A 25,708-nucleotide genomic window follows, 5' to 3' on the forward strand; every position below is an offset into this window, starting at 1 on the left:
CGCCTTGAGTTAAAAGGCGGTTTTAAATTTAAATTAAGCACTTTCTGGAATTTCAAACACCTGACGTAAATATGCCAAGAAGGTGTCATTATCGGTCATGGTTTTACCCGGACTATCTGAAATTTTTGCAACAGATTGGCCATTACATTCCACCAGTTTTAACACAATATTTAACGGCGTCTGCCCCATATCATTGGTTAAATTAGTGCCAATACCAAAGCTGACTTGGAAGCGGTCTTTAAAGTACTGATGCAGACTCCACGCTTTTTGTAAATCTAAGCCGTCACTAAAGGTAAGCATTTTAGTTTTACTATCAATTTTTAGCTTTTTATAGTGTGCATAGGCTTTATCGCCCCATTCATAGGGGTCACCACTGTCATGACGTAAACCATCAAATAATTTCGCAAAGTACAAATCGAAATCACGAAGGAATGCATCCATGCCAACTACATCCGTCAAGGCAATACCTAAGTCACCACGGTATTCCTGCACCCATGTTTCGAGTGCAGACTTTTGGAAGTTACGCAGACGCACGTCCAAAGCTTGGAAGGCTTGTAAAAACTCATGTGCCATAGTGCCAATTGGGGTAATACCCAATTCTTTGGCAATTAAGACATTACTTGTACCGCGGAAAATTTCAGGAGTTGCTTGATTAAAGGTTTGAATGACATGCTTTTGCCATGCAAAACTATAACGGCGACGTGTACCAAAATCAGACACCAAGAAGGGTGGCTCATCTGAACCTTGTACTTCCTTATAATGCTTAAGTAGCTCGACTTTAGCATCTAAGCGGCGCTGTCCTTCTATTAAAACGTCATCCGAACTCATACGACGGAAATATAATTCATTGACCAATGCGAGTACAAAAATCTCAAACATCATCGCTTGAACCATCGGGCCTTCGACCCAAATATCCAGACGCCCTTCTTCATCAATACCAGCCGTAATAAAACGGCGTTTTAACTGAAATAATTCAAGGTAATCAACAAAGTCACTTTTCAAAAAGCGCAGGCTACGTAAATAGAGAAGCTCATCTTCTTTAAACTGAAGCTTACACAGATGATCTAACTGTTCATTGAGGTCATCTAAAATATCTACGAGCGGATAAACCGTGTCTTGCAAATTACGGCAACGGAAATGATAAACGCTGTGCGTCTGAGGAAATTTATGTAACACCACTTGTAACATGGTGAATTTATATAAATCTGTATCAAGCAAGGATTGTATGATTGGAGCCATATCGGATTTAAATTCGCTGTACTTCTTGCATTAAAACACACTTTCAAATGCGATATTGCTAGTTTTATGCACAGCCAATGAAATAGCTAGATGATAAGCCTGCTTATTTCTGAGCAGGCAGTCCTGATTTTTCTTGTGCTTGAATGATTTTTTGCAACTGCTTTTCTTGCCCAATAATCTTGGCAAATTCGGCTGTGGTTTTTTGACCTGTCTGCTTAACGTTGGCATCACAATCAACTTGACGCAATTGTTTTGCAATAGAAAATTCCATTTTAAACAATGCACCCATTAACGCCGTGTTGCCTTTATTGTCACGCGCACAGCGGTCAGCACCATATTTTAGTAATGTTGTTACAGTCTCTTGATGACCATAATACGTCGCCATCATTAAAGCGGTAAAACCCGAAGCATTGCGGACATCCACTGGAAAACCGTGCTTGAGGAATTCATTAATGACCTCTTGATTTCCCGTTTTGGCAGCAGCCATAAACAATTGGATCAATTCCTGTTGTGAGGTCATCTGAGCATCCGCAGTGATTTTAGCGGGGGAGATTTCTTCGGCGATTGCCACGTTTGCGAATGCGGAACCAAACGCGAGAAGACTGGCTAAAAATGTACGTTGCATAATGCTCATGATGAACTCCAACAGTAATCGAATATATTTACGTTCCAATAGAACGTTCAAAAATGAAATGTGAAGCAAAGAAGAATGCCTGTAAAACTCCCCTAGGGTTGCAGGAAAGGGTTTGAGTTTTACAGGACTTTTCGGTGGTGACTTTCGTCTTTACCCTAGTCACCGATCTGATTGACGTATCGAAATGCGTCTTTCATCTTTAAGCGATTGCTTAGTCTTTTAACTGCGCTGCTTTTGCTTTAACAGTTGCTAAGTTACCGTTTACAGCTTTCGTCATACGCATACCGTAGTCAGCATCAGCTTTGTAGAAGTAAGACAACATGATGTGCTTAGTTTCTGAATCTTTAACGTTGCCAAGGTCAGCGGCTAAGTTCATGATTAAGTTGTCTTTGTCTTTTGCAGAATATGAACGGTAAAGCTCACCCGCTTGCTTGAAGTTCTGCTCTTTTACAGCCACTTGCTGAACAGTACCAGACAATGGTGTTTGTACTGCACGTGCTTTTGCTGTTGCTGGTTTTGGCTCTTTACGGCTAGGCTCGTAGTTCACGTCAGACGTTGTTGCACCAATGTTCATGTAGCCATCTTGGTTATTATTGTTTACATCAACCAATGGACGGTTTACAGGAATCTGCTGGTGGTTCGCGCCCAAACGGTACATTTGTGTATCTGAGTAAGAGAAGATACGACCTTGTAATAGACGGTCTTCAGATGGCTCGATACCTGGTACGAGGTTACCTGGAGCCAATGCCACTTGTTCCGTTTCTTGGAAGAAGTTCTTCGGCATACGGTTCAGCGTTAAAGTACCTGCTTTAGTTTCAGGAACTAGATCTGTAGGCCAGATTTTTGTCGGGTCAAGCGGATCGAAATCAAACTTGCCTAAGTCTTTAGGATCCAATACTTGGATATAAAGATCCCATTTCGGGAAGTTACCCGCGTTGATGTTATTGTAAAGATCGTTAGTTAAGTGGTTGAAGTCTTTACCTTGTTGTTCCATCGCTTCTTTAACATTCAGACCCTTCACGCCTTGTTTAGAGCGGAAGTTAAATTTTACGTATTTGTATTCGCCTTTATCGTTATAAAGTTTGAATGCATGTACGCCAAAACCGTCTTGTTCGCGGTAGCTGGTCGGAACACCTTGGTTACCATACACGTAAGTCAACATGTTGGTTGCCCACGGTTGGCTCGACAAGAAGTCAAATACGCGGTTTGCATCTTGAACGTTGTTAATTGGGCTTGGCTTCATTGCATGAATGAAATCAGGGAATTTGATTGCATCACGGATGAAGAATACTGGAGTTTGGTTACCCACTAAGTCCCAGTTACCTTCTTGCGTATAAAACTTGATTGCAAAGCCGTGCGGGTCACGTAAAGTTTCTGGAGAACCTTTACCGTGAATTACAGTCGAGAAGCGTAAGAATACTGGCGTTTTAGTCCCAGCTTTAAACAACGAAGCAATGGTCAAATCTGATAAATCTTTAGTTGCAACAAACTCACCATAAGCACCTGTACCACGTGCATGCACTACACGCTCAGGAATACGCTCACGACCAAAACGTTGTAGTTTTTGAACCAATTGTACGTCTTGAAGTAGAACTGAACCATTTGGACCCGCAGTAATCGAGTTTTGATTATCGCCTACTGGTGCACCATTGTCTTTTGTTAATGGCGCTGCTTGAGTCGCCGCTGTTGTAGTTGCTAACATAGCAACTAGTAAAGAACGCTTAAACATCGTCTTCATCTCACTAAAATTAATACCTTTCCTGCACGAGAGAAGATACCCATTTTCTTAAAATAGTTAAAACAGATTATTTTTATGATTTCAATCGTTTTGTTAGATTGTTTATTTTTTATCTAATATTTTTCAACAACTTATTGCTTTAATTTTAATCAAAAACTCCATTTTAAATGCATTTTTGCTACAATTTGTCCTGATTTGATTTGATGGATAACAGTCCTAAATGCGCGCCTTATTACAACGTGTTCTAGAAGCTAAAGTGGTCGTGGATGGTGAAACTACGGGTGAAATTCAGCACGGTATTTTAGTTTTTTTAGGCATTGGCAAAGAGGATGATTTGGTCAAAGGCAAAAAACTAATTGATAAGATCTTGAAATATCGTTTTTTTGATGATGAACAAGGCAAAATGGGTTGGAACATTAACCAAGCCAATGGTGGCTTATTACTGGTTTCGCAGTTCACTCTAATGGCACAAACACAAAAAGGCTTACGTCCAGATTTTGGCCCTGCCATGCCACCAAACGATGCAAAAGCCCTGTATGAAGAGCTTGTAAGCTATGCCAAATCACAGTTTGATAATGTACAAACAGGCATTTTTGGGGCCGACATGAAGGTGCATCTGGTGAATGATGGCCCAGTGACCTTTAATTTAGAAATTGAATAAAGCCTTCAATACATCGATAAAAAAAGCCCTCTAGATGAGGGCTTTTTTAAATCCTCCCCTAGCCCATCCTTTAAAAAAGGAGAGGAAACAAGGAGTAAATCTTACTTACCTGTTTTTTCTTTAATGAAAGCACGGGCAATTTTAATTTTTTCTTTTACAGGTTTTGGTAATTTTGGTGGAATCAACTTCGCTACTTGGTTAAACCAAACCAACAGACCAAAATCACCTTCCATTTTAATACTGCCGTTTTGCATACCTGTCATAAATGCAGTTGGATCGCCCTTCATGAGAGTTTTCACGCCTTGTTCGCTATCTGCAAATTGCAAAATAAAATCTGCTTTTTCTGCATCACCAGCAACGGTGTCAATGTGGCCATTATTAACAATAATTTGACGTGCAAGGCCTAAGTCTGTGCCAATTTGAATACGAAATTGACGCTCATGAACCAACTCAATAAATTTAGGGCTGGTACGCGCAAGTTGTTTCATACGCAATGCTAAACCAGCAACCAGTAAATCCAGCGGATCCGTGCTGACATCAACCAGTGGTAATTTTACGACAGGAATTGATGATAATTTCATGACTTTAAGCCTATTGTAATTGTTGGGAAATTGATTGCCTCATCCTACCATAACTTCATTTTTTTAATGCATGCCTTTAGCGTTTAAATTTGTGCTCAACATAAAAAAGGCATGTATGAAACATGCCTTTTTTCACCTTCGAATGTTTCTATCAGCGACTTGAATATTGCTGATCATCCTCATAGACAGGTGTGTGTTCAATATATTGACGTTTTGCTGAGGCACGCTCTGCACGACGGTCTTCAAGCAATAGCATAAGAATAAATACTGTCATCGTCGTCATTAATGCCACTAAGTAGCTGGAAATCATGCTGAGCTCAAATACAGTTTGTGTGCCAAAACGAATGACTTCAACCATGCCCCATACCAGCATCCCAGCCAGCATATAGTTTAACCAGCGACGATACGGCGAGAAGAAAACAGCAATGACAGCAGCCGCGACTAAGCTCATGCCTAGAATGGTGGCAAAATTCGCTGTTACCATATAAACCTCCGTCATTTAATGAAACCGTTGCTATGGCTAGGTTTCATCTAAAATTACCGTGTAATCAATCAATGGAATGTATGAACTTCAAACTCTATGCATGCATTATGCGCAGTTTTTTTGATAAAAAAAGTCTTGTCTTCGGCCTAAGCGACACACATTGTCGCAATATTATTTTGTCATTACATTTTTTTATTTTGAAGTTTTCTTAGAACAAAGACCATGCCTCGCTTGGCGTGTCATTACAAAAAAAAACCTGCTTTTTTGCAGTGAAAAATTTATTTTTCAGATCATGTTAATCGTTGTTTTTATCAACAATTTTACATTTACCGTTGGTCGCCTATGAGTTGAAATCCATAAAAAAACGCAGTCATTTGACTGCGTTTTTCATACAACTGTCACACTTTAGGCACGATTTAAATCTTTATCGTGTACACCTAAAAGATATAACACGCCATCTAGCCCTACGCTTGAAATCGCTTGATTGGCATTTTGACGTACCAATGGTTTAGCACGGAATGCCACACCTAAACCTGCAATCGAAAGCATGGGTAAGTCATTTGCGCCATCCCCCACTGCAATTGCTTGTTCTAAAGAAATACCCATCTCTTCAGCAATTTTAGTGAGCAACAACGCTTTACGTGCGCCATCGACAATGTGGCCTTTCACTTCGCCGGTGACCACGCCATCTTGAATATCCAAAATATTAGCATGTACCTCATCAATACCGAGTTTCGCTTGTAAATACTCTGCAAAATACTGAAAGCCACCTGACAAAATTGCTGTGCGGTAACCCAAAGATTTCAATGTTGAAATTAGGCGCTCAGCACCTTCTGTTACTGTTAAGCGCTCTGCAATACTCGCCAGCACAGAAGCATCCATACCTTTGAGCAAAGCAACACGTGCACGGAAACTGCTTTGGAAATCAAGCTCACCCTGCATCGCACGTTCTGTAATCTCAGCCACCTGCTCGCCTACGCCCGCTTCTTTTGCTAACTCATCAATCACTTCTTGCTCAATCAGCGTCGAATCCATATCAAAGCACACAAGGCGACGGTTACGGCGGTAAGCATTGTCTTCTTGTACCGCAACATCGACATTCAGTTCACTTGAGAGTTTCAAGCAAGCTGCACGCATGGCTGCTGCGTCCAGCATTTGGCCTTTTAAACCAAACTCAACACAGGCACGCTTTGGCTCTACAGACTCGCCATTTAATGCTGGACGGCCAGATAAACGGGTCACAGTTTCAATATTGAAGCCCTGTCCTGAGACAATTTTTGTTACCGCCTGTAAATGTGATGGCGTCAATTCTGGCGCCAAAGCTGTCACGATATAGCGTGTACGGCCACCTTCATTTACCCATTGATCATAATCTGCAGCAGAGATTGGTTTAAAACGAACAGTTAAGCCAATTTCATGTGCTAAAATCAGAATTTCCTTCATGGCTAATGCTGTAGCAGTTTGGTCATCTGACGAAACAACAATACCTAAAGTCAGTTGGTTATGTATGACGGCTTGACCTACATCTAAGATTTGTAAGGAATGAACGGACAGTGCCTGCATTAATCGTGTAAATTGATTAGGCTGGTCTGGTCCCAGAAATGAAATAAGGATGATTTCTCGCATGAATTGACTCGGGTCTGAGCTACAACTATTGTTAGAATCATAATCGAAAATAAACAGTTTTGCCTTGGAAGTTTACGTTGAATGCGCCTAGACAAGGGCTATTTGCTAGCCTACTAATAGTAAGTTTCGCTTTTCATACCTTTTTGCTGGTATTGGCGACCACACATCAGCTGAACGAAAACCGTGCCAGCCAAGGTCAACTGATGACCAGCCAATTGGTCACCGACAGCATTTCAGAAATGGAACCTGCCAATACCGTGTCATTGGCATTGCTTGCGGATCGCTATGCAACCAATCCGAGCGTGGCCTCTATTCGAATTTTAAATTCGGCCAAGCAAGTTCTCGCAACGGGTGGTCAAACCAAAACCCGTGAAGGAGAAGTCTTCGTACGCGATGCACTGCTCAATGAGAAAAAAGTCGGTACGGTTGAAATCACTTTAATTCAACCAAGCATTGGTGAAATTTTACGTACCCAGTGGCTGGCTATTTTGGTTTCATTCATTATTCATGGTTTATTGTGGTTAGCCTACCGCGGTATTGCTCGTCCAAGTCGTACTGAATACTTGGCACGCATTAACAATGAATCACGTTTGAAACATGAAATTCAAAGCTTGACGCAAGCGCTAGAGCAAGAAAAACACAACGCTGCTGTCGCAATTGCACAAGCACAGCAAAATGCGCAAAACAAACCGAAAAAAGAACACAAACCCGTCGTGATTGACAGCAGTAGTTTAGCGCTCAACATTCAATACTATGACCCGAAACAGTTGCTCGATACCGTCAATAAAACAGTTTCTGGTCCGTACTTTAATTTATGTCAGCTGTTTTTAAATAAAGCCACTGAACTGTGCATACAACACTATAAATTAAACAGCTCAGACATTTGTACTGTGCATAAATTTGATGATCATGGTGCAATGATTAGCATCTCAGCAGATACACCGAATGGTTTACAGTGTTTGACCATGATTAGCGCAGTATTCCAACTGCTTTCAGATGTGCTCTATAAACGCTACCGTGAAGAGCGTCGCTTTGTTTTACAAACCCGTAGTGCAATTTCAAGTGCTGTTGAAGCGATGCAATTGAGCTCAGTACAAGCGGCTGAACGTCTCGTACAGCAATTATCTGCCAAAGAAAGTGCCGTGCAAGTACCGAATCATTTACTGAAAGAGATTTCGGATCATTTCCAATTGGTAAGTTTGCCCAATCCAACCAATGTACTGACCCGTCATGCCTTTATGATTAACGGAATGGATGCAGATGCTGCAGAATTGGCACAATCTTTCCGCACTGAAATTTTAAAATCTAAGCAGTCTAAGGCATCTTAAACACTGCCCTATACGACACAAAAAAGCCTGAAACGATTCAGGCTTTTTTATTGATACCCCAACAACATCGGCTTTAGCCCATCGGCTGTGCTTCACTCACAATATCTTTCATATAAATACGCTTTACACCACTTGAAAGCATATCTTGCCATGCCTGCTGTAATGAACCCTGTAAATCAATGCCCTTACATGCATCTGCCACTACGAAAGTACGAAAGCCTAAATGACTTGCATCCATCGCAGTCCATGCCACACAAAAGTCTGTCGCAATACCCACAATAAAGACACTATCTATACCACGCTCTTTTAAATAACCAGCAAGCCCTGTCGAAGTTTTATGATCTGCTTCCATAAAAGCAGAATAGCTATCAATGTTGCTATGCATACCTTTACGAATCACCAATTGAGCATGTGGAATCGATAAATCTGGATGTAAAGCAGCATCGTGTGTACCTTGTACACAATGTGTGGGCCAAAGCACTTGGGGGCCATAGGCCAATTTAATGCTGTCATAAGGCTGTGCACCCGCATGATTGGCAGCAAATGAAATATGATTCGCTGGATGCCAGTCTTGGGTTAGCACTACATTTTCAAAATATTGTGCCAATTGATTAATCGCAGGAATAATCTGATCTGCATTTGCCACAGCAAGGTTGCCACCAGGCGTAAATCCATTCTGAACATCGACCACAATTAAGGCACAATTCTTTTGCATAACACTCAATCCATTTTCATTCAATTAAATCTGCGCTTTGGCGCATTCGGTTCACGGTTGTAGTATTTCTTCTTGACGATAAAAATAAAATGACCCGCCTAAAGAATTCAAGTTATATCTTGGCAAATGTTGTTGTAAAGAGCATGCAAAACGTGGATAAATTTTGGCTTTACGTTCAGTCGAGGCGTGAAAACAAAAATATAAGGGTTGGTATTTATGCACAAAATTCACAATATGCTCACGCGTCAAACGCATGACTTCAAACGCATTAATTCCCATGTTCACGTCATCTTGTACGGGCTCATCGGCAAAAGCTAGCCAAGCATTCATGCCTTTAGTTCGAGTGAAATTCATTTTTTTGACATCACGTTTGAGCGTTAAATTAAACTCATTTTGCTTAAACGACAGTGTAAAAAGCTGACCATCGACCTTAAATTGTGCCATCCAATGATTCTGACTCATTCGCCCCTCATATTCTTTATTATTAAATTGATTATCACATACAAATCAAATATCTAAATTAAAATATCATTAAAAAATGAGAACTTATTATTTTTAAGAATACCCCATAAAAAAAGCCCGTAATCTACGGGCTTTTTTTATGTTTTAGGCGTTTAAGCCATACGACGTGTCAATAACAACATCACGATCGCAGAAATAATAATACATGGAATAGCAGCTGAAATTACACCTGCAGCACCAAAACCAGCAGTTAGCAACGCACCCGCAATTGCAGGCCCAAGCATTGCGCCTACACGGCCCACTGCTGAGGCAACACCAATACCTGTACCACGCACAGTTGTTGGGTACACAATGCCACCAAAAGCATAGAGTACGCCTTGGCAACCAATAACAAAGGCACCAACCAAAGCTGAAGCCAAGTACATTTGCGTTAATGAACCTGCTGCATTTAATGCCAATAGACCTGCTAAAATACCGCCGTACATTAATAGAATAACAAAGGTTTTTTTCCAGCGATCAGTTAATACACCTAGAATCACCGTACCTACAGTTGCGCTCACCATGAAATAGAACTGTGCAGTCGCACCTTCTTTACGTGTAAAGCCTAACTCTTGGAACAACGACGGTAACCAACTTAACATGATGTAAACCACCATCAATGTGAAGAAGTAACTTGTCCAAAGGAAAACCGTACGCAATAAGTTTTCAGAATTAAATAGGTCTTTGAATGAGCCTTGTTGTGTTGCTTCAGTATTTGCAATCGCAGTTTGCTCTTTTGCCTTTAAGTATTCTTTAGACTCAGGAAGCAATAGCATCATGATTGGAACCACGATGATCGGCAACAAACCACCTAAATAGAAAATATTTTTCCAGTTCGAGCCAAACTCAGTACTTGCAACCAATGATAAAATTGCTGCACCCACAGGCATACCACAGTACATTAAGCCAACAGCACGACCGCGGTTTGCTGGTGTTACAGCTTCAGAGGCAAGTGTAATTAAGATTGGCATTGCGGCACCTAGTCCAGCACCTGCCAAGAAACGCACCGTAAGTAACGAGTTAAAGCTGTTTACCCATACGGTACATAATGTAAATACTGCAAAAATCGCTACTGACCAAATTAATACTGTTTTACGACCAATACGGTCCGCAATTCGACCACCAACCAGTGCACCAGGCAATAAGCCCAGAATCCCTGCACTAAAAAACACCCCCAGTTGCGAACTGTCGAGACCAAAATGTTCACGAATACCCGCAGCTGCAATACCTGCTGCCTGAATGTCTAAGCCCTCGATTACGGCAATTAGAAAACAGATCGCTACCGTGACAATAGCATGCTTATTATCTGACTTTTCCATTGGAGAATCCTTATGTCAATCAGTGTTCAAAAAATGCATCATCTATGAGCAACTCAAATGAACATACTGACAATAAGTGTTAGTCCAAAGGCGTATACCGCTTATATTTGTTGATTTTTCTTTTAGTTAAACACGTGTATATAAAGTCTTAAAAGCGATAAATATATTTCTACTTGATCAAACAAATGTAATATTTCAACAGACAGATCAATTACTATTATTTACAATTTGGTATGTAATGAATTTTTTTATTATATTTAAAATAGATTACTAACATAACTTTTAAAGATCGATAATCATAAATACATAGTTATTTTCTATAACTTTGAAGTCTATGTTTATCCATTTTTCATCTTAAATTCTGATTAAAATAGGCGGAATTGGGTTCTATACAGCGTTTTAAGTACCTTTCATCTCACTTGATCGATAGATTTTGCACTTTTCTAGTCTGTATTTTATCGCCTATATACATAGTTCAACAAAACAAACCCAAGCGAATATCATTCGTTAAAAACAAGTGCTTGATTGTTTTAATTAAGCTTTGTATAAAGTTTTTTAATGCTTTGACTAAAGCATATTGTTCTTAGGCGCATGATCAGTCATAATTTGCATAAGCATTACCCAATTCCATGCAAACGGATTGATTTGCTGTCTATCAAAATACGAACCTGTCCAAATTCATACTCAATTTAGTCGTTTGGATAGAAAAATAGGATTGTTTTAAAAATGACTCAGCAAGCACAGCCGATCCAAGGCTCAATTGTCGCAATCGTCACCCCAATGTTCGAAGATGGCAGCGTAGATTGGAAGGGACTCGAAAAGCTCGTTGAGTGGCATATCCAAGAAGGCACAAACAGTATTGTTGCTGTCGGGACGACAGGCGAAGCATCGACTTTAAGCATGGCTGAACACACACAAGTGATCAAAGAAATCATTCGTGTTGCCAACAAACGAATTCCAATTATTGCCGGTACGGGTGCAAACTCAACCCACGAAGCGATTGAGCTAACCAAAGAAGCAAAAGAACTTGGTGCAGATGCTGCGCTACTGGTAACGCCTTATTATAATAAGCCGACCCAAGAAGGTCTGTTCCAACATTATAAAGCAATTGCTGAAGCCTCTGATTTACCACTAATTTTGTATAACGTACCCGGTCGTACTGGTGTCGATATGCTCAATGAAACGGTTATTCGTTTAGCGGATATTCCACAAATTGTAGGTATTAAAGATGCAACAGGCGATGTGCCACGTGGTATTGAGTTAATCAAAGGCCTTGAAGGCAAAACCATGACTGTTTATTCAGGCGATGATGCTACGGCATATCAATTGATGGAACATGGCGCAAAAGGCAATATCTCTGTAACAGCTAATGTTGCACCAAAAGCAATGAGCAACGTTTGTGCAGCTGCCCTTGCAGGTGATCATGCGAAAGCTGCTGAATTTAATGCAACAGTTGCAAATCTACACAATATTTTATTTTGTGAATCTAACCCAATTCCTGTGAAATGGGCACTTCATGATATGGGCTTAATCAGCACAGGTATCCGCCTGCCGTTGACACCGCTTGCAGAACAATACCGCGCACCGCTAAACGAAGCACTTAATCAAGCGGGCGTAATCAAATAAAGAGCAGTAAAAATTATGCAATTACGTTTAGGTCTCACCCTTGCACTTTCAGTATTCAGTTTAGCAGGTTGTAGTTCTTTGGCCTTTAAAAATGGCACCTTAGATTATAAAGAAACCACGACTTTAGAACCGCTGAAATATCCTGAAGGCTCAATGGTGCGACCAGTAGCGCCATTGTATCCTGCTCCAACGGTTGATGCGCTTGCAATTGAGCATGCACCAAAACTTGAAAACAAACGTGGCAACCGTTTTGCTTTACCACGCCCAGATGCAGCTCAGGAACAATCCGCTGCAGATGACACGAATACTACAGCTATGCCAGGACGCCCACAGCTTTTAAGTGATGGAAATCAAAATCCTTTACTCAAAATAGATGGAAATTCTGCTACAATTTGGCAATACACACTTGCCACCCTCAGTAGTCTCAATCACACCATTATTGGTCAAAGTAAAAACCGTTATGAAGTAACTGTGAAAGTCGACCAAAAAATGTATGTGTTAAGACTGTCTTCTGTGGGTTCTAGCAATAATCTAGCTGTATTCAATGCCGATAACACTTTTGCAGACAAAGAAGTCGCTGCAGAATTGTTAGCTCAGATTTACCAAAATTGGCCAGCCTAGACATTTCTAGGCATTTTTTTTGAAAAAGGTTCCCTCCATGTTAAAACAAACCTTGCTCTATACTGGTAAAGCGAAATCTGTTTATGAAACAGACAGTGCAGATCACCTCATCCTAGTCTTCCGTGACGATGCCTCTGCATTCAATGGCGAGAAAATCGAACAACTAGATCGTAAAGGTAAGGTGAACAACCGTTTTAACGCCTTTATCATGGAAAAATTGGCAGCTGCTGGCATTGAAACTCACTTTGAGAAACTTCTTTCTCCAACTGAAGTTTTAGTGAAAAAATTACACATGATTCCTGTGGAATGTGTAGTACGTAACTATGCTGCTGGTTCATTATGCCGTCGTTTAGGTGTTGAAGAAGGTAAAGAGTTGGTCCCACCAACATTTGAACTTTTCTTTAAAGACGACGCACTTGGCGATCCAATGGTAAACGAATCTCAAGCGATTTCTTTGGGTTGGGCGACTGCTGAGCAATTGGCTCAAATGAAAGACTTAACTTACAAAGTTAATGACGTATTGAAAGAACTTTTTGCTGCTGGCAACATGCTTCTTGTTGATTTCAAGCTTGAATTCGGTGTTTTCCACGACCGTATCGTACTGGGTGATGAATTCTCTCCAGATGGTTGCCGTCTATGGGACAAAGATACCAAGAAAAAACTCGACAAAGACCGTTTCCGTCAAGGCCTAGGCGGTGTTGTAGAAGCATACGAAGAAGTTGCTGCACGTATTGGCATCGACCTTTCAGACATCTAATCGATTCTGAAACTTCAATCAAAAAAAACCGAGCGATGCTCGGTTTTTTTGATTTTATAGCCTCAATATTTGCTAAAGCTCAAAAAATTTGTTGGTAAAAAACCATCAAAATAAAAATATTTTACCGGTCGTAAAATTAATTACTTTATTTTTAATAATAAATTCAATTACTTTTAAATTGATCTAAAAAACAAATCACATTGATAAAAATGCCCGTTTTTACAAACAGTACAAAGCACCCTATCATGAATACAGATTAGACAGGCAGAGTGATCTCAAACCAATCATGTATGCGCTGTCGACCAAATTATTTTGTCTTGCATCTATGCCAGACCGATCAGCTTTCTTTTTCAGCCCAGTTCTCCCCCAAGAAACTGGGCTTTTTTTTGTCCATGCCTTTTCGCTTAATACTGGGGTTGCACTCATGGACAAGGTTTTACTGTTGCTGTTGCTGTTGCTGTTGCTGCTCTTGCCAACGGCGTTGTTGTAAACGCTCGCCTTCAACCTCACGCTTATTACGTGCCGACTCATAGAGTTTCGTGCCCTTCAATTCAGGAGGTAGGTATTCTTGACGCACAAAATGCTCTGGATAATGATGTGGATATAAGTAATCCACTCCATAACCTTGTTCTTTCATTAACTTGGTTGGTGCATTGCGTAAATGCAAAGGTACAGGCAAATTGGCGGTTTTCTCGGCCAAATCCATTGCTTTATTAATGGCTAAATATGTACTGTTACTTTTAGCACTGGTCGCCAAGTACACTACACATTGACCCAATATAATTCGTGCTTCTGGCATACCAATCGCTTGTACAGAGCGGAAGCATTCGCCCGCCAGTAATAAGGCATTTGGATTTGAGTTACCAATATCTTCAGATGCAGCAATCAGCATACGGCGTGCTAAAAATACGGGATCTTCACCACCTTTGAGCATACGTGCCAGCCAATACAAAGCAGCATCAGGATCACTGCCACGAATCGACTTAATCATGGCAGAGACTAAGTCATAGTGCTGCTCACCAGATTTGTCATAGCGTGCAATATTTTGCTGAGCAACTTTTACGACTACCGCATTAGTAATGATATTTTCTACATCTGCTTCAAATGTACTTGCTACTAAATCCAATAAATTAAGTGCCTTTCGTGCATCTCCAGCAGCAAATTGGATTAAAGCTTCATATTCTTCTATTTGAATATAACGGTCTTTTAAAAATTGATCTTGCTCAATTGCATGTTTTAATAATTTTTGTATAGACGCTTCATCTAGAGCATTTAAGGTATACACCTGACAACGCGACAATAGTGCGCTATTCACTTCAAATGATGGATTTTCAGTGGTCGCACCAATTAATGTAATTTTGCCTTTTTCAACAGCATTTAATAATGCATCTTGCTGAGACTTATTAAAGCGGTGAATTTCATCAATAAACACCACGGGCGTGAGTAGATCGCCACTGTCTGCGATGACTTCACGTAACTCTTTCACCCCTGTATTTAATGCAGACAAACTCACAAAAGGGCGATCTATGGCCTGCGCCAATAGCAATGCAATGGTGGTTTTACCGACGCCAGGCGGGCCCCAAAATATAATCGAAGGTAAATGCCCTTGATCAATCATCTGACGCAATGGCGCTTCCTCTCCCAGCAGGTGATCCTGCCCAATAATCTCAGAAAGGTCGCGGGGTCTAATTCGTTCTGGAAGCGGAATATTGCTGTCTGACATTGTCTAAATTCACGGCTGCTGAAAAATACATCGAGCTCTATTCTAACACTAGCTTTTTTGATTTCTGCAGCAATATTCTGTTGCAATCACAGAAGTTTTTGGGTGTTCATCGGCTAATTGTTGGATGGTCAGAATTTTGTGGAAAGTTTAAAATAAATATGATTAGTTATTTGTAAAACACTTCCTGAAAGTATGGCTTCACGCTATGCTTGAGAAGATAACACGTACAGAAACAAGGATTGCTTCTGCTGCCATAGCCACATTGGTGACCCCATGAAATCTTCATCGAAGAACAAGCCAGCCGTGCCACACGCTCAGTATGATGCTGAGCTTAGAACGACTTTACATACCGCACAGCCCAATGTTGTCGATGACGTTATGCTTCAACAATTTGCCAATAATATGCCCTTGCCACTGTGGCTACAAACTGCTCAAGGCTCGACTTTTAGTAACAATAAGCTTTGTCAGTTTATCGATTTAGATCTGAACCAGCATCTACCCGAAAAATGGCTCAACTATATTCATCCTGAAGACTTCGAACATTTTATTGTCCTTTGGCAAAAAGCACAGCAAACCAAACAAAATTTTAAAAAAGAATGTCGCCTTAAACATCATCAACTTGGCTATCGTATGTGTGCAGTTCACACCGAATTTCCACACAGCTCTGGTACATTATTTGAATGTTCCGTCAGTTTTATCGATATTCATGACAGTTATGAAAAACAACAAGCCTTAAGCCAACAAGTAACAGCACAAAATAAAATGCTGAATGCCAGTATCGACTGCATTAAAATCTTAGCACCCGATGGCAACTTAACCCACATGAACCGTTCAGGTTGTCTGGCCTTAGGCGTTCCCATCGCCGAAAAAAAATTTGGCATGCCGTGGTTAAATTTATTACCAGCAGACATTCGTGAAGCAGGCTCAGTAGCCTTAGCACAAGCCTGCCAAGGCAAAAATACCCGTTTTGCAGGCAAAAGCTTGAATGGTGAACAAACCCCTCTGTTTTGGGACAATATTTTGACCCCTATCTTGGACGAAAATGGGGTAACAGAAAGTATTTTATGTGTATCACGTGACGTGACCCAACAAAAAATAGCTGAAAGCCGTCTACAACAAGTCATTGAACATGATGAGCTGACAGGCCTATTTAACCGTCGCGCCTTTACCCGAATTTTTAAAAAACACCTGCAATATGCGCTCAATTATGATCATCAAATTGGCCTAATGCTGATTGACCTCGACTACTTTAAGCATGTCAACGATACGCTCGGTCATGTTGCTGGTGATCATTTATTACATACTCTCGGTCAACGTTTTAAAAGCTGTTTTTCTGAAGATATTATTGTGTCACGCTTGGGTGGCGATGAATTTGCAATCTTGGTGCCAGAGCTTATCGATGAGCAACAGCTGATGGATGTGGCCCACCAAGCTTGGCTACAACTGGATATGCCCATTAGCTACACAGGGCAATTCATTAATGGTGGTATGAGTATCGGCTGTTCGATCTACCCGCGTGATGCACAAAGTTCTTCTAACTTAATGAAATGTGCCGATATCGCCCTGAATGATTTAAAGATTAGCGGACGTGGTGGCATACGCATGTTTAATTTAGACATGTTTAAAGCACTCGAAGCCACGACACGGCAACTTACTTTGGCACGCAGTATCATTAAAAATGATCAAATTGAACCGTTCTATCAACCAAAGGTTCAGCTACAAGATAGCCGTGTTATTGGCTTTGAAGCCTTACTACGCTGGAAAGATCAACATGGTGTATTGCAATTGCCTTCCCATATTTATGCAGCCTTCCAAGATTATGACTTGGCCTCACGTATTAGTGAAACCATGCAGAATAAAATCTTCCAAGACATGAATGAATGGCAAGACCAAGGCTTAGAATTACTACCTATTTCAATTAATGCAGCACCCGTCGAATTTTTACGAGACGACTATGCAGAAAAAATGCTTTTGCGCTTGAAAAAGTACAAAATTCCACATGATAAAGTGGAAGTGGAAATTACCGAGCAAAGCTTGTCTGAACGAGGGTCTCATTATGTTATTCGTGCTTTACACCTCCTGAAAAAAGAAGGCTTGAGTATTTCGTTAGACGATTTTGGTACAGGGCATTCATCACTAACTCGTCTGAGTGACTATCCAATTGACTGTATTAAAATCGATCGTAATTTTGTTGAACGCATGACCAAAGATTCTTCTGCACTTGCGATTGTCAAAGCGATTACACAGCTCGGCTCTAGTATTTCCATGGATATTTTGGTTGAAGGAATTGAGAATACGGAGCAGCTCAATGTACTCAAAGACTGCGAATGCCAAAAAGGCCAAGGGTTCTATTTTTATCGCCCTATGAGCTTTGAACATATCAGCGCGCTGTTAGAAGTCCGTTAGTACATGCATTCATGCTCTAGGATTACCATGCATAACCATCTACATATATGGCAACATAGACACGGCAACGCAATACAATGATATAGCCACATGCAATCAATCAGGTGACGGCTCGCCAAAACCAACTATTCTATGTGCTAAAAAATCGCGCTCAACTTAACGTACCCAGCGTATGATATATTCCTCAATTTCGTCAGGATCAATATCCAACTCACTAATACAACGGCCCGCAGCTGTTTTCTTTGCCGTTATGACAGTTTGTCGATTACCCGAAATCAAATAATGCCAAGAAGGTAATTTTTTTCCCTCTTGAACCCGTTTGTATGCACAACTTGAAGGCAACCAACGAATGGTATCCACTTGTACTGGCGTTAGTTGAATACAGTCAGGTACTGAGTCTTTACGATGCGTATAATCCGAGCACTGGCCTGTTTTACAATCCAATAACTGGCAAGCAACATTGGTATACGCCACTTCCCCAGTTTCATCATCTTCAAGTTTGATGAGACAACACAAACCACAGCCATCACATAGCGCTTCCCATTCAGTCGCATTTAACTCTGCAAGCGTGTAGTTGTTCCAAAATTGAGGGCGTAAAGTTTCCGTCATCATCATCGTATCAGTCTAAAAAAGCACAATCAGTATAGCAGTACATTTATGGCCTTTGCGGATTCCATCAGATCTTTAAGCATGCTGAAATAGATTAAAACTTAATCAACAGATTGCCAACGAAAGATCAACATTAGCTTGAACTTCATCACACTATACTGAATATGAAAAGAAAAACTTGGAGAATAACAATGTTCCGTTGGGCGATTATATTTGCTGTGATTGCACTCATTGCCAGCTTATTAGGATTTGGTGGTGTTGCTGGTCTTTCTAAAGACTTTGCTGTGATTCTGTTGGTTATTGCAGTGATTCTAGCAATCGTAGGCTTTCTCTCACGAGGCAAAGTCTAAAAGCGACGTTAAATTCTGAAATGCCATAATATCTATGACACAAAAAAACAGCACCTCATATGCTGTTTTTTTTGGACTCAATTCTAGGTGATATCGTCACCTAGACTACATCTTTAAGGTTTTAAATGACGGGGTCTAAAACCCATCGCGATTAATGCAATCAAATATGCCACAACGCCAACCACACATAGACCAATCACTTCGATAACACGCATCCATTGAGATACATCACCGTTGTACCATGTTAAGGCATACCATAAAGCCCCAATCATCACGATATTGGCCACTGCAAATTGCACAGCCAGCTTTTTCCAATGTGCGCCAAAACGGAAAATATTGCGTTTGTGCAGATAGAAATACAGCATACCCGCATTGACCAAAGCAGAACCAGAAGATGCCAAAGCCAAGGCCATGTGCTCTGCATGCCAATCAATCAGTTTAAAGAAACCAATAAAGATAACGTTTAAAATGGCATTGGCTGCAACCGCCATCAAGCCAACACGTACTGGTGTTTTAGTGTCTTGCTGCGCATAAAATCCCGGTGCAAACACCTTAATTAACATAAATGAAATTACACCCGCACTCATACATTGCAGTGCCAAAGCGGTCATCTGTGTGTCTTCTAAGCTAAATGCGCCACGTTGGAATAAGGCTTGAATAATAGGTGTAGACAACATAAATAAAGCAATACTGGCTGGAATACCCACCAAAATAATTACTTTGGCTGCCCAATCAATCATGCCACGGAATTTGGCTTGATCTTGTTCAGCATGGCGGGCTGACAGTGACGGTAGAATAACCGTACCAATCGCAACCCCAATTAAGCCCAAAGGTAGCTCTGTCATACGTTCTGCACTGTATAACCATGACACAGAGCCATCTTGCATAAAGGACGCCCAAATGGTGTTAAGCAACAGGTTAATTTGCGTCACTGACACACCAAAGAGCGCAGGGAGCATCAATTTCATGATGCGATCCACACCTTCGTGTTTAAAATCGACTTTGGGTGGAATCAGTAGTTTTTTCTTCCAAAGCTCTGGAATTTGAATCACCAACTGCAAAATACCCGCAATAAATACGGCCCAACCCAGTGCCATAATCGGCTCTGCCATATACGGCGTAAGCCACCATGCACCTGCAATCATGGCTAAGTTCAGCAATACGGGGGAAAATGCTGGCGATAAAAATGAGCCATAACTATTTAAAATACTACTGGCAAAAGCAGTCAACGACATAAACAGTAAATACGGAATCGTTAAACGAAACATCTCTGTTGCCAAAGCAAATTTTTCTGGGTCATTATGAAAACCTGGCGCATAAATATATAAAATTGCAGGTGCAGCAATCATGGCCAAGAAAGTCAACGCAGTCATAAAACTTGCGAGACAGCCAAATACGCGACTAATGAGAATTTGTACCTCGGCATGCGTACGACTGGTTTTATATTCCGTTAGTACAGGAATAAAAGCTTGTGAAAATGCCCCTTCGGCAAATAAGCGCCGAAAAAAGTTTGGAATACGAAACGCCACCACAAAGGTGTCGAAGTCCTTCCCTGCACCAAATACGTTGAGCAAAACAATGTCTCGTACCAAACCCAATACGCGTGACAACATGGTCATTGCACTGACTATAACGGTTGACCGCCAAAGTGCCATCGTCTTCACCTAATTTTTAAATTGGCGCTATTGTAATGAAAGTTATGCCAACATTTCATTGGTTAAATTAGCGCTAGTTTGGTTATTTATTTGTTTTTAAAATGATGTAATTGTTTCCGAAACAATGCCCAGTCAAAAAAAGGGCCTGGATCGGTTTTACGCCCTGGAGCAATATCTGAATGTCCTGCCAAATGCTGTTGAAGCTGAGGATAAGCCACTTGCAAACATGCGGTGACTTCGGTCAACACATCATATTGGGCCTGTGTAAACGGTAAATCATCACTGCCTTCTAGCTCAATGCCTATGGAATAGTCATTGCATTCTTTTTTGCCTAAATAGCTAGATCGGCCTGCATGCCATGCACGGTCATTAAAATTGACAAACTGTAGTACTTCCCCACTGCGTAAAATCAGCAGATGCGCTGAAACTTGCATACCTTCAATAGTCTGAAAATAGGGATGCTGTGACCAGTCCAATTGATTTTGAAAAAACTGCTCAATATAACCGCCACCAAATTGTGATGGAGGCAAACTAATATTATGCACCACGAGCAATTGAATCTCGGTCTGTTCAGGGCGCTGATTATAATTAGGCGATGGCACTTGGCGCGCCCCCAGCAATTGGCCCTCACAGACCTGAAAATTTGCCTCTCTTGGCATAAATCAATCCTAATTCATCTGATGTCATGCCGTATGTAATATACGACCTTCTGCCATGCTAAAACTTTCAATCTAAAATCTCAATTCGAGCTACCGATCCCCCGCGGAAATATCGCTCATTTTTTAATGAACAATGCTAATATAACGCGCAAATTTTCCTCGGGTAAAAAAGAGACGGAACTTCTATGAGCATATCTCAAACCTTGCTTGAACAAACTATTCAAATCAATATTCAACAGGCGCTACAAGAAGATATTGGTGAAGGTGACATCACTGCGCTACTTACCCCAGAGGAAGAACAAGCCACTGCAACTATCATTAGCCGTGAAAGCATGATTCTTGCAGGTCAGCCATGGGTGAATGCACTCATTCAGGCCTACGATTCAAATGTACAAATCACATGGCTTAAAAATGATGGTGATCGTGTAGAAGCCAATGAAGCATTTTTAAAATTAGCGGGTTCAGCACGTAGTTTATTAACGGTAGAACGCCCAGCCTTAAACTTTGTACAGACATTGTCTGCTGTTGCTACAAAAACAGCTCACTATGTACAACAGCTTGAAGGCTTAGAAACCAAACTGCTTGATACACGTAAAACCTTGCCTGGCCTACGCATTGCACAAAAATATGCTGTCGCCGTGGGTGGCGGTCAAAATCACCGCTTAGGTTTGTTTGATGCTTTTCTAATTAAAGAAAATCACATTATGGCAGCCGGTGGTATTGCTCAAGCGATTGCCAAAGCACATAGCATTGCACCGGGTAAACCCGTAGAAGTAGAAGTGGAAACTTGGGATGAGTTAAACCAAGCCCTCGAAGCGAAAGCAGACATTGTGATGCTGGATAACTTTAGTCAGCAACAAATGATTGATGCAGTGAAGCATGTCGCAGGTCGTTGCAAACTAGAGGCTTCAGGTAATATTACCATCGCGAATTTACGTGAAGTTGCCACAACGGGTGTTGATTATATTTCTATGGGTGTTCTGACCAAAGATGTAATCGCTGTAGATCTGTCTATGCGTTTTAATGCCTAATGCATCATTAAAAAAAGCGTAGCCAAAGCTACGCTTATTTTTATGCAGTATTTTTTGCTTAAACAGCACCCATAAATGGATCTGAATAGCCATGCTCACCGGTTTCAATCCGTCCAGCAAAGCGACGTTCAAAACCTGATGATGCACCTAGACTCACGCTAAAGTCATACCAACCATGCACACTGCTCATGTCCAGCATCAATTCTGCTTCACTGCCTGAAGTGGTTTTTATAACCCATGTTTTGCCATCTAAATAAGCATTGGCTTTTACGGCAAGTTCTGCACTTTGCGCTCCATCCTGACGGACTTTCAAAAAAATACGTGGTGCGCATTCTTCCATACATACACGAATTTCAGGCAAAACTTCTCGCTGGTTTTTGTCTTGAGCATCGCCTTTAAAGCTCCGATGAAAACCATTTGGTCCCAATACCCACAGATCATATTTTCCATCTTGAAGTATCCAGTCATCATCCAGTTGCTTACCCGCTTCAACCATATAACGACGGGGTACCGCATTTAAATCGAGCTGGTTATACACATGAAAAACGCCAGCTTGTGTGCCTGTATTGGAAAACAGTAATTTCACGTGCTGGGTTGTCATATTGAGTTTGGCACTGCAATGCAATATATAAGGCAAAGCCCGCGATGGACGCACGCCTATTTCTTGCATAGGCTTGGTTTGCAAAGTTGGTACTTGAACTTGGCTGAGTTTTTCTTGGTTGCTACGAATCAGGTCTGCTTGTGCCTTAGTTCGACTGCCTTCTAAAGTAGGCAATACTTGGGTATTTGGGGTCTTAAAATCAAAAGCTGAACGTAAATCGCCACATACCGCACGTCGATAAGGACTAATATTCGGCTCATGCACACCAAAGCGTTGCTCTAAGAATTGAATAATTGAGGTGTGGTCAAATACTTGTGAATTGACCCATCCACCACGACTCCAAGGGGAAATTACATACATGGGCACCCGAATACCTGGCCCATATACTCCATGCCAAAAATTACTGTTCTGTCCATTCACAAATTCAAGGCGAGGTTGGCTCACCGCCCCTGCTACAGCTGGATGATTAAAATATTCATAAGAAAGTGCTTGTTCCGATAAGGTCGTTTTGCCGTGCTGTTTTAGAATATCGCCTTGCGCATTAATCTCACGCGAAGGTGCTGAAGGTGAAGGCACATGATCAAAGAAGCCATCATTTTCATCAAAATTGACCAACAGCGCAGTTTGGCTCCACACCTCAGGATGATCCGTTAGTGCATTGAGTAACTCTTGAATATACCAAGCACCTTGAACAGGGCTCGATGGCCCAGGGTGCTCACTATAAGTTGCTGGCGCAACAATCCAACTCACTTGCGGTAATTTATTCTGTTGCAAATCTTGTTTAAATTGACCCAATAGACCACCGTCATTCGGCATGGTATTGGCAATGCCTTTATACAATGGCTCTTTTGCATCAATTACTTCATCATAAGCCGGACAAACAGCGACTGCATGGCTTACAGGCTGACCCGAACGCTCATTGGCAGCACGGTATTGCTTAAAGCCTGCCAATGGATTGTCGGTAAAATTATCGGGCATATTTTGATAAATTTTCCAGCTCACGCCTGCTTGCTGTAAACGCTCTGGGTAGGTCATCCAATCATAGCCTAGCGCTGAACTACCCATTTCATCAAACTCATTGACAACACTCGCCACCCCGGCCCCAGTAGGCCCATTCGTTCCCGTCCAAATAAACTGACGGTTTGGGTTGGTTCCTGCATGCATGGCACAGTGGTAGGCATCGCACAAGGTAAATGCATCTGCCAGTGCATACTGAAATTCAACTTCTGCTTTTTTAAAATAGCCCATCGATTGGGGCTTCTTATGCTCTACCCAATTGCCCATACGACCACAGTCCCAAGCCGCTTGACCATCTTTCCATGAATGTGGCGTACCACTGACCCGCTGTGCATTGCCTAATCGGCTGTCTAAATGATAAGGAAAATATACCTTTTTATTTTGATCATACTGTGCCCAAACCTGTCGTCCGTCTACCAATGGAATCGCAAAGCGATCTCCAAAGCCACGTACACCTTTGAGCATGCCAAAATAGTTATCAAAGGAGCGATTTTCTTGAGTTAAAATAATCACATGCTTGATATCTTGAAGAGTACCTGTTTCTACTTTTGCATCAATGGCTAAAGCTTTTTGAATACTGAGCGGAAAACCCGCTAAAGCTGCCGTACCCAAAAGGGTTTTTGACGAATTCACTAAAAAATCACGACGGTTCATATTAATATCCTGTTTTTATTCTTAGGGTGCACAGTGCATTTTGCAATTGGATTCAGCTGTTGGCGGTTGTACATTCCCTTCTGCCTGATCGTCTTTACATGCACTCAAAAGCAGGACTGAACTCATCATGAGTCCAACAAAAAAAATTCGCATTTGTATTTCCTCTTTGTAAATACCCCCATAGAAATAGCGTACAGCGATGACCAAAACATGATGCTTTCATGTCAAACAGATGAAAAAAACGCACCCGAAGGTGCGTTTTTTCTGGTCACTGTGGTCTTACCAACCCAATGCCTCTTGTTGTTTCTTAATCAATTCTTGAATGCCTTTTTCTGCCAATTCAAGCATTTCGTTGCACTGTGCACGAGTAAATGGTTTATCTTCTGCAGTCCCTTGAATTTCAATGAACTCGCCAGCTTGTGTCATCACCACGTTTAAATCTGTTTGGCAATTTGAGTCTTCTTCATAGCAAAGATCAAGTAACGCTTCGTCTTGATACATACCTACAGAAATCGCCGCCACTAAACCTTTTAATGGATCATGCTTAATCTTTTTCTTTTCAAGCAACACATTCATTGCATCAATCAATGCAACAGCCGCACCTGTAATAGATGCCGTACGTGTACCACCATCAGCTTGAATCACATCACAGTCAATCGTAATGGTATTCTCACCCAATTTTTTCAAATCCACCATGGCACGTAAGCTACGGCCAATTAAGCGTTGGATTTCTTGCGTACGACCACTTTGTTTACCACGGGCTGCTTCACGGTCAGAACGTGTATGCGTAGAACGTGGCAACATGCCATATTCTGCTGTAACCCAACCTTGACCTTGGCCTTTTAAAAAACGCGGTACTGAGTGATCGATACTGGCAGTACACAACACTTTTGTATGACCAAATTCAACCAATACCGAACCTTCGGCATAACGTGTGTAGTTACGGGTAATTTTGACATCACGTAATTGATCTAATGCTCGCTGGTCGATACGCATAAAGGGTCCTTCATTTTACTAAATTACAATGCGCTTCAGTATAGCAGAAGCCTGCTTCGAGTTTGACCACCGTACTCTGCCTTTTACAAAACACTGCATGAATTCAAATCATGTTCGCATACGGTATCCCCCTATTTTCCATGCCAGATCATCTCTAGGTGGGACATCCAATTTTTG

Annotated in this window: 24 protein-coding genes; 8 read left to right on the forward strand and 16 right to left on the reverse strand. The window is 41.3% G+C overall.

Annotated features, from left to right (window positions below; all coding sequences use genetic code 11):
• Positions 1-33 precede the first annotated feature (33 nt).
• The 3 genes from pncB to D9K81_RS07375 form a co-directional block, all read right to left on the reverse strand.
• Positions 34-1,239 carry a nicotinate phosphoribosyltransferase gene (gene pncB, locus D9K81_RS07365; RefSeq protein ID WP_120375654.1) on the reverse strand — a complete coding sequence of 402 codons (1,206 nt, stop codon included), beginning with the start codon at positions 1,237-1,239 and terminating at the stop codon, positions 34-36.
• A 103-nt stretch (positions 1,240-1,342) separates the two neighbouring features.
• A complete protein-coding gene (locus D9K81_RS07370; RefSeq protein ID WP_120375655.1) occupies positions 1,343-1,873 on the reverse strand; it encodes an ankyrin repeat domain-containing protein in 531 nt (176 codons plus the stop codon).
• A gap of 211 nt (positions 1,874-2,084) precedes the next feature.
• On the reverse strand, positions 2,085-3,602 hold the full coding sequence (locus tag D9K81_RS07375; RefSeq protein ID WP_120375656.1) for a catalase: 1,518 nt from the start codon (positions 3,600-3,602) through the stop codon (positions 2,085-2,087).
• 229 nt (positions 3,603-3,831) lie between these two features.
• Between D9K81_RS07375 and dtd the strand changes: the two genes are divergently transcribed.
• On the forward strand, positions 3,832-4,272 hold the full coding sequence (gene dtd, locus D9K81_RS07380; protein ID WP_120375657.1) for a D-aminoacyl-tRNA deacylase: 441 nt from the start codon (positions 3,832-3,834) through the stop codon (positions 4,270-4,272).
• A 101-nt stretch (positions 4,273-4,373) separates the two neighbouring features.
• Here the strand turns inward: dtd and D9K81_RS07385 are convergent, their stop codons facing one another.
• The 3 genes from D9K81_RS07385 to serB form a co-directional block, all read right to left on the reverse strand.
• Positions 4,374-4,853, reverse strand: coding sequence for an SCP2 sterol-binding domain-containing protein (locus tag D9K81_RS07385; RefSeq protein WP_120375658.1), 480 nt, complete (start codon positions 4,851-4,853; stop codon positions 4,374-4,376).
• Between the two features lie 151 nt (positions 4,854-5,004).
• Positions 5,005-5,337, reverse strand: a complete 333-nt coding sequence (aciT, locus tag D9K81_RS07390) for an AciT family ciprofloxacin tolerance protein (RefSeq protein ID WP_120375659.1) — start codon at positions 5,335-5,337, stop codon at positions 5,005-5,007.
• A 405-nt stretch (positions 5,338-5,742) separates the two neighbouring features.
• Complete coding sequence (gene serB / locus D9K81_RS07395) at positions 5,743-6,963, reverse strand: phosphoserine phosphatase SerB (RefSeq protein ID WP_120375660.1); 1,221 nt, start codon at positions 6,961-6,963, stop codon at positions 5,743-5,745.
• Positions 6,964-7,040: 77 nt separating this feature from the next.
• Between serB and D9K81_RS07400 the strand changes: the two genes are divergently transcribed.
• The gene (locus D9K81_RS07400; RefSeq protein ID WP_120375661.1) at positions 7,041-8,291 is read left to right on the forward strand and encodes a hypothetical protein; all 1,251 of its coding nucleotides are present in this window, start codon (positions 7,041-7,043) and stop codon (positions 8,289-8,291) included.
• A gap of 73 nt (positions 8,292-8,364) precedes the next feature.
• On the opposite strand, the gene pncA is transcribed toward D9K81_RS07400, so the two are convergent.
• The 3 genes from pncA to mhpT form a co-directional block, all read right to left on the reverse strand.
• Positions 8,365-9,006, reverse strand: a complete 642-nt coding sequence (gene pncA / locus D9K81_RS07405) for a bifunctional nicotinamidase/pyrazinamidase (RefSeq protein ID WP_120375662.1) — start codon at positions 9,004-9,006, stop codon at positions 8,365-8,367.
• A 51-nt stretch (positions 9,007-9,057) separates the two neighbouring features.
• Positions 9,058-9,468 (reverse strand): hypothetical protein, encoded by a 411-nt coding sequence (locus tag D9K81_RS07410; RefSeq protein ID WP_120375663.1) that lies wholly within the window; start codon positions 9,466-9,468, stop codon positions 9,058-9,060.
• Positions 9,469-9,620: 152 nt separating this feature from the next.
• Positions 9,621-10,826 carry a 3-(3-hydroxy-phenyl)propionate transporter MhpT gene (gene mhpT / locus D9K81_RS07415; RefSeq protein ID WP_120375664.1) on the reverse strand — a complete coding sequence of 402 codons (1,206 nt, stop codon included), beginning with the start codon at positions 10,824-10,826 and terminating at the stop codon, positions 9,621-9,623.
• A 726-nt stretch (positions 10,827-11,552) separates the two neighbouring features.
• Between mhpT and dapA the strand changes: the two genes are divergently transcribed.
• From dapA to purC, 3 genes are read left to right on the forward strand one after another with little or no spacing between them, the layout of a single operon-like run.
• The gene (gene dapA, locus D9K81_RS07420) at positions 11,553-12,452 is read left to right on the forward strand and encodes a 4-hydroxy-tetrahydrodipicolinate synthase (protein WP_120375665.1); all 900 of its coding nucleotides are present in this window, start codon (positions 11,553-11,555) and stop codon (positions 12,450-12,452) included.
• Positions 12,453-12,467: 15 nt separating this feature from the next.
• On the forward strand, positions 12,468-13,073 hold the full coding sequence (locus D9K81_RS07425) for a lipoprotein-34 precursor (NlpB) (RefSeq protein ID WP_120375666.1): 606 nt from the start codon (positions 12,468-12,470) through the stop codon (positions 13,071-13,073).
• Positions 13,074-13,110: 37 nt separating this feature from the next.
• On the forward strand, positions 13,111-13,830 hold the full coding sequence (gene purC, locus D9K81_RS07430) for a phosphoribosylaminoimidazolesuccinocarboxamide synthase (RefSeq protein WP_120375667.1): 720 nt from the start codon (positions 13,111-13,113) through the stop codon (positions 13,828-13,830).
• A 436-nt stretch (positions 13,831-14,266) separates the two neighbouring features.
• Here the strand turns inward: purC and D9K81_RS07435 are convergent, their stop codons facing one another.
• The gene (locus D9K81_RS07435; protein ID WP_120375668.1) at positions 14,267-15,553 is read right to left on the reverse strand and encodes a replication-associated recombination protein A; all 1,287 of its coding nucleotides are present in this window, start codon (positions 15,551-15,553) and stop codon (positions 14,267-14,269) included.
• Positions 15,554-15,931: 378 nt separating this feature from the next.
• Here D9K81_RS07435 and D9K81_RS07440 point away from each other — a divergent pair, with 378 nt between their 5' ends.
• Positions 15,932-17,959 (forward strand): sensor domain-containing protein, encoded by a 2,028-nt coding sequence (locus tag D9K81_RS07440; RefSeq protein WP_228199852.1) that lies wholly within the window; start codon positions 15,932-15,934, stop codon positions 17,957-17,959.
• A gap of 156 nt (positions 17,960-18,115) precedes the next feature.
• Here the strand turns inward: D9K81_RS07440 and D9K81_RS07445 are convergent, their stop codons facing one another.
• Positions 18,116-18,568 (reverse strand): YcgN family cysteine cluster protein, encoded by a 453-nt coding sequence (locus tag D9K81_RS07445; RefSeq protein ID WP_120375704.1) that lies wholly within the window; start codon positions 18,566-18,568, stop codon positions 18,116-18,118.
• Positions 18,569-18,759: 191 nt separating this feature from the next.
• Between D9K81_RS07445 and D9K81_RS07450 the strand changes: the two genes are divergently transcribed.
• Complete coding sequence (locus D9K81_RS07450; RefSeq protein WP_005006601.1) at positions 18,760-18,918, forward strand: DUF1328 domain-containing protein; 159 nt, start codon at positions 18,760-18,762, stop codon at positions 18,916-18,918.
• Between the two features lie 113 nt (positions 18,919-19,031).
• Here the strand turns inward: D9K81_RS07450 and murJ are convergent, their stop codons facing one another.
• Both murJ and ampD read right to left on the reverse strand, forming a co-directional pair.
• Positions 19,032-20,582, reverse strand: a complete 1,551-nt coding sequence (gene murJ, locus D9K81_RS07455; RefSeq protein WP_171406894.1) for a murein biosynthesis integral membrane protein MurJ — start codon at positions 20,580-20,582, stop codon at positions 19,032-19,034.
• Positions 20,583-20,659: 77 nt separating this feature from the next.
• Positions 20,660-21,232 (reverse strand): 1,6-anhydro-N-acetylmuramyl-L-alanine amidase AmpD, encoded by a 573-nt coding sequence (ampD, locus tag D9K81_RS07460; RefSeq protein WP_120375671.1) that lies wholly within the window; start codon positions 21,230-21,232, stop codon positions 20,660-20,662.
• Between the two features lie 185 nt (positions 21,233-21,417).
• On the opposite strand from ampD, the gene nadC reads away from it, so the two are divergent.
• Positions 21,418-22,263 carry a carboxylating nicotinate-nucleotide diphosphorylase gene (nadC, locus tag D9K81_RS07465; protein ID WP_120375672.1) on the forward strand — a complete coding sequence of 282 codons (846 nt, stop codon included), beginning with the start codon at positions 21,418-21,420 and terminating at the stop codon, positions 22,261-22,263.
• Between the two features lie 58 nt (positions 22,264-22,321).
• Here nadC and D9K81_RS07470 read toward each other — a convergent pair whose 3' ends face one another.
• From D9K81_RS07470 to rph, 3 genes are all read right to left on the reverse strand, one after another.
• Complete coding sequence (locus tag D9K81_RS07470) at positions 22,322-24,535, reverse strand: phosphocholine-specific phospholipase C (RefSeq protein WP_120375673.1); 2,214 nt, start codon at positions 24,533-24,535, stop codon at positions 22,322-22,324.
• Between the two features lie 21 nt (positions 24,536-24,556).
• Entirely contained in the window at positions 24,557-24,688 is a 132-nt protein-coding gene (locus D9K81_RS18775; RefSeq protein ID WP_265936183.1) for a hypothetical protein, read from the reverse strand.
• A 126-nt stretch (positions 24,689-24,814) separates the two neighbouring features.
• Complete coding sequence (gene rph, locus D9K81_RS07475) at positions 24,815-25,531, reverse strand: ribonuclease PH (protein ID WP_106984135.1); 717 nt, start codon at positions 25,529-25,531, stop codon at positions 24,815-24,817.
• Positions 25,532-25,708 lie beyond the last annotated feature (177 nt).

Source organism: Acinetobacter chengduensis, from assembly GCF_003664645.1.
Taxonomy (GTDB): domain Bacteria; phylum Pseudomonadota; class Gammaproteobacteria; order Pseudomonadales; family Moraxellaceae; genus Acinetobacter; species Acinetobacter chengduensis.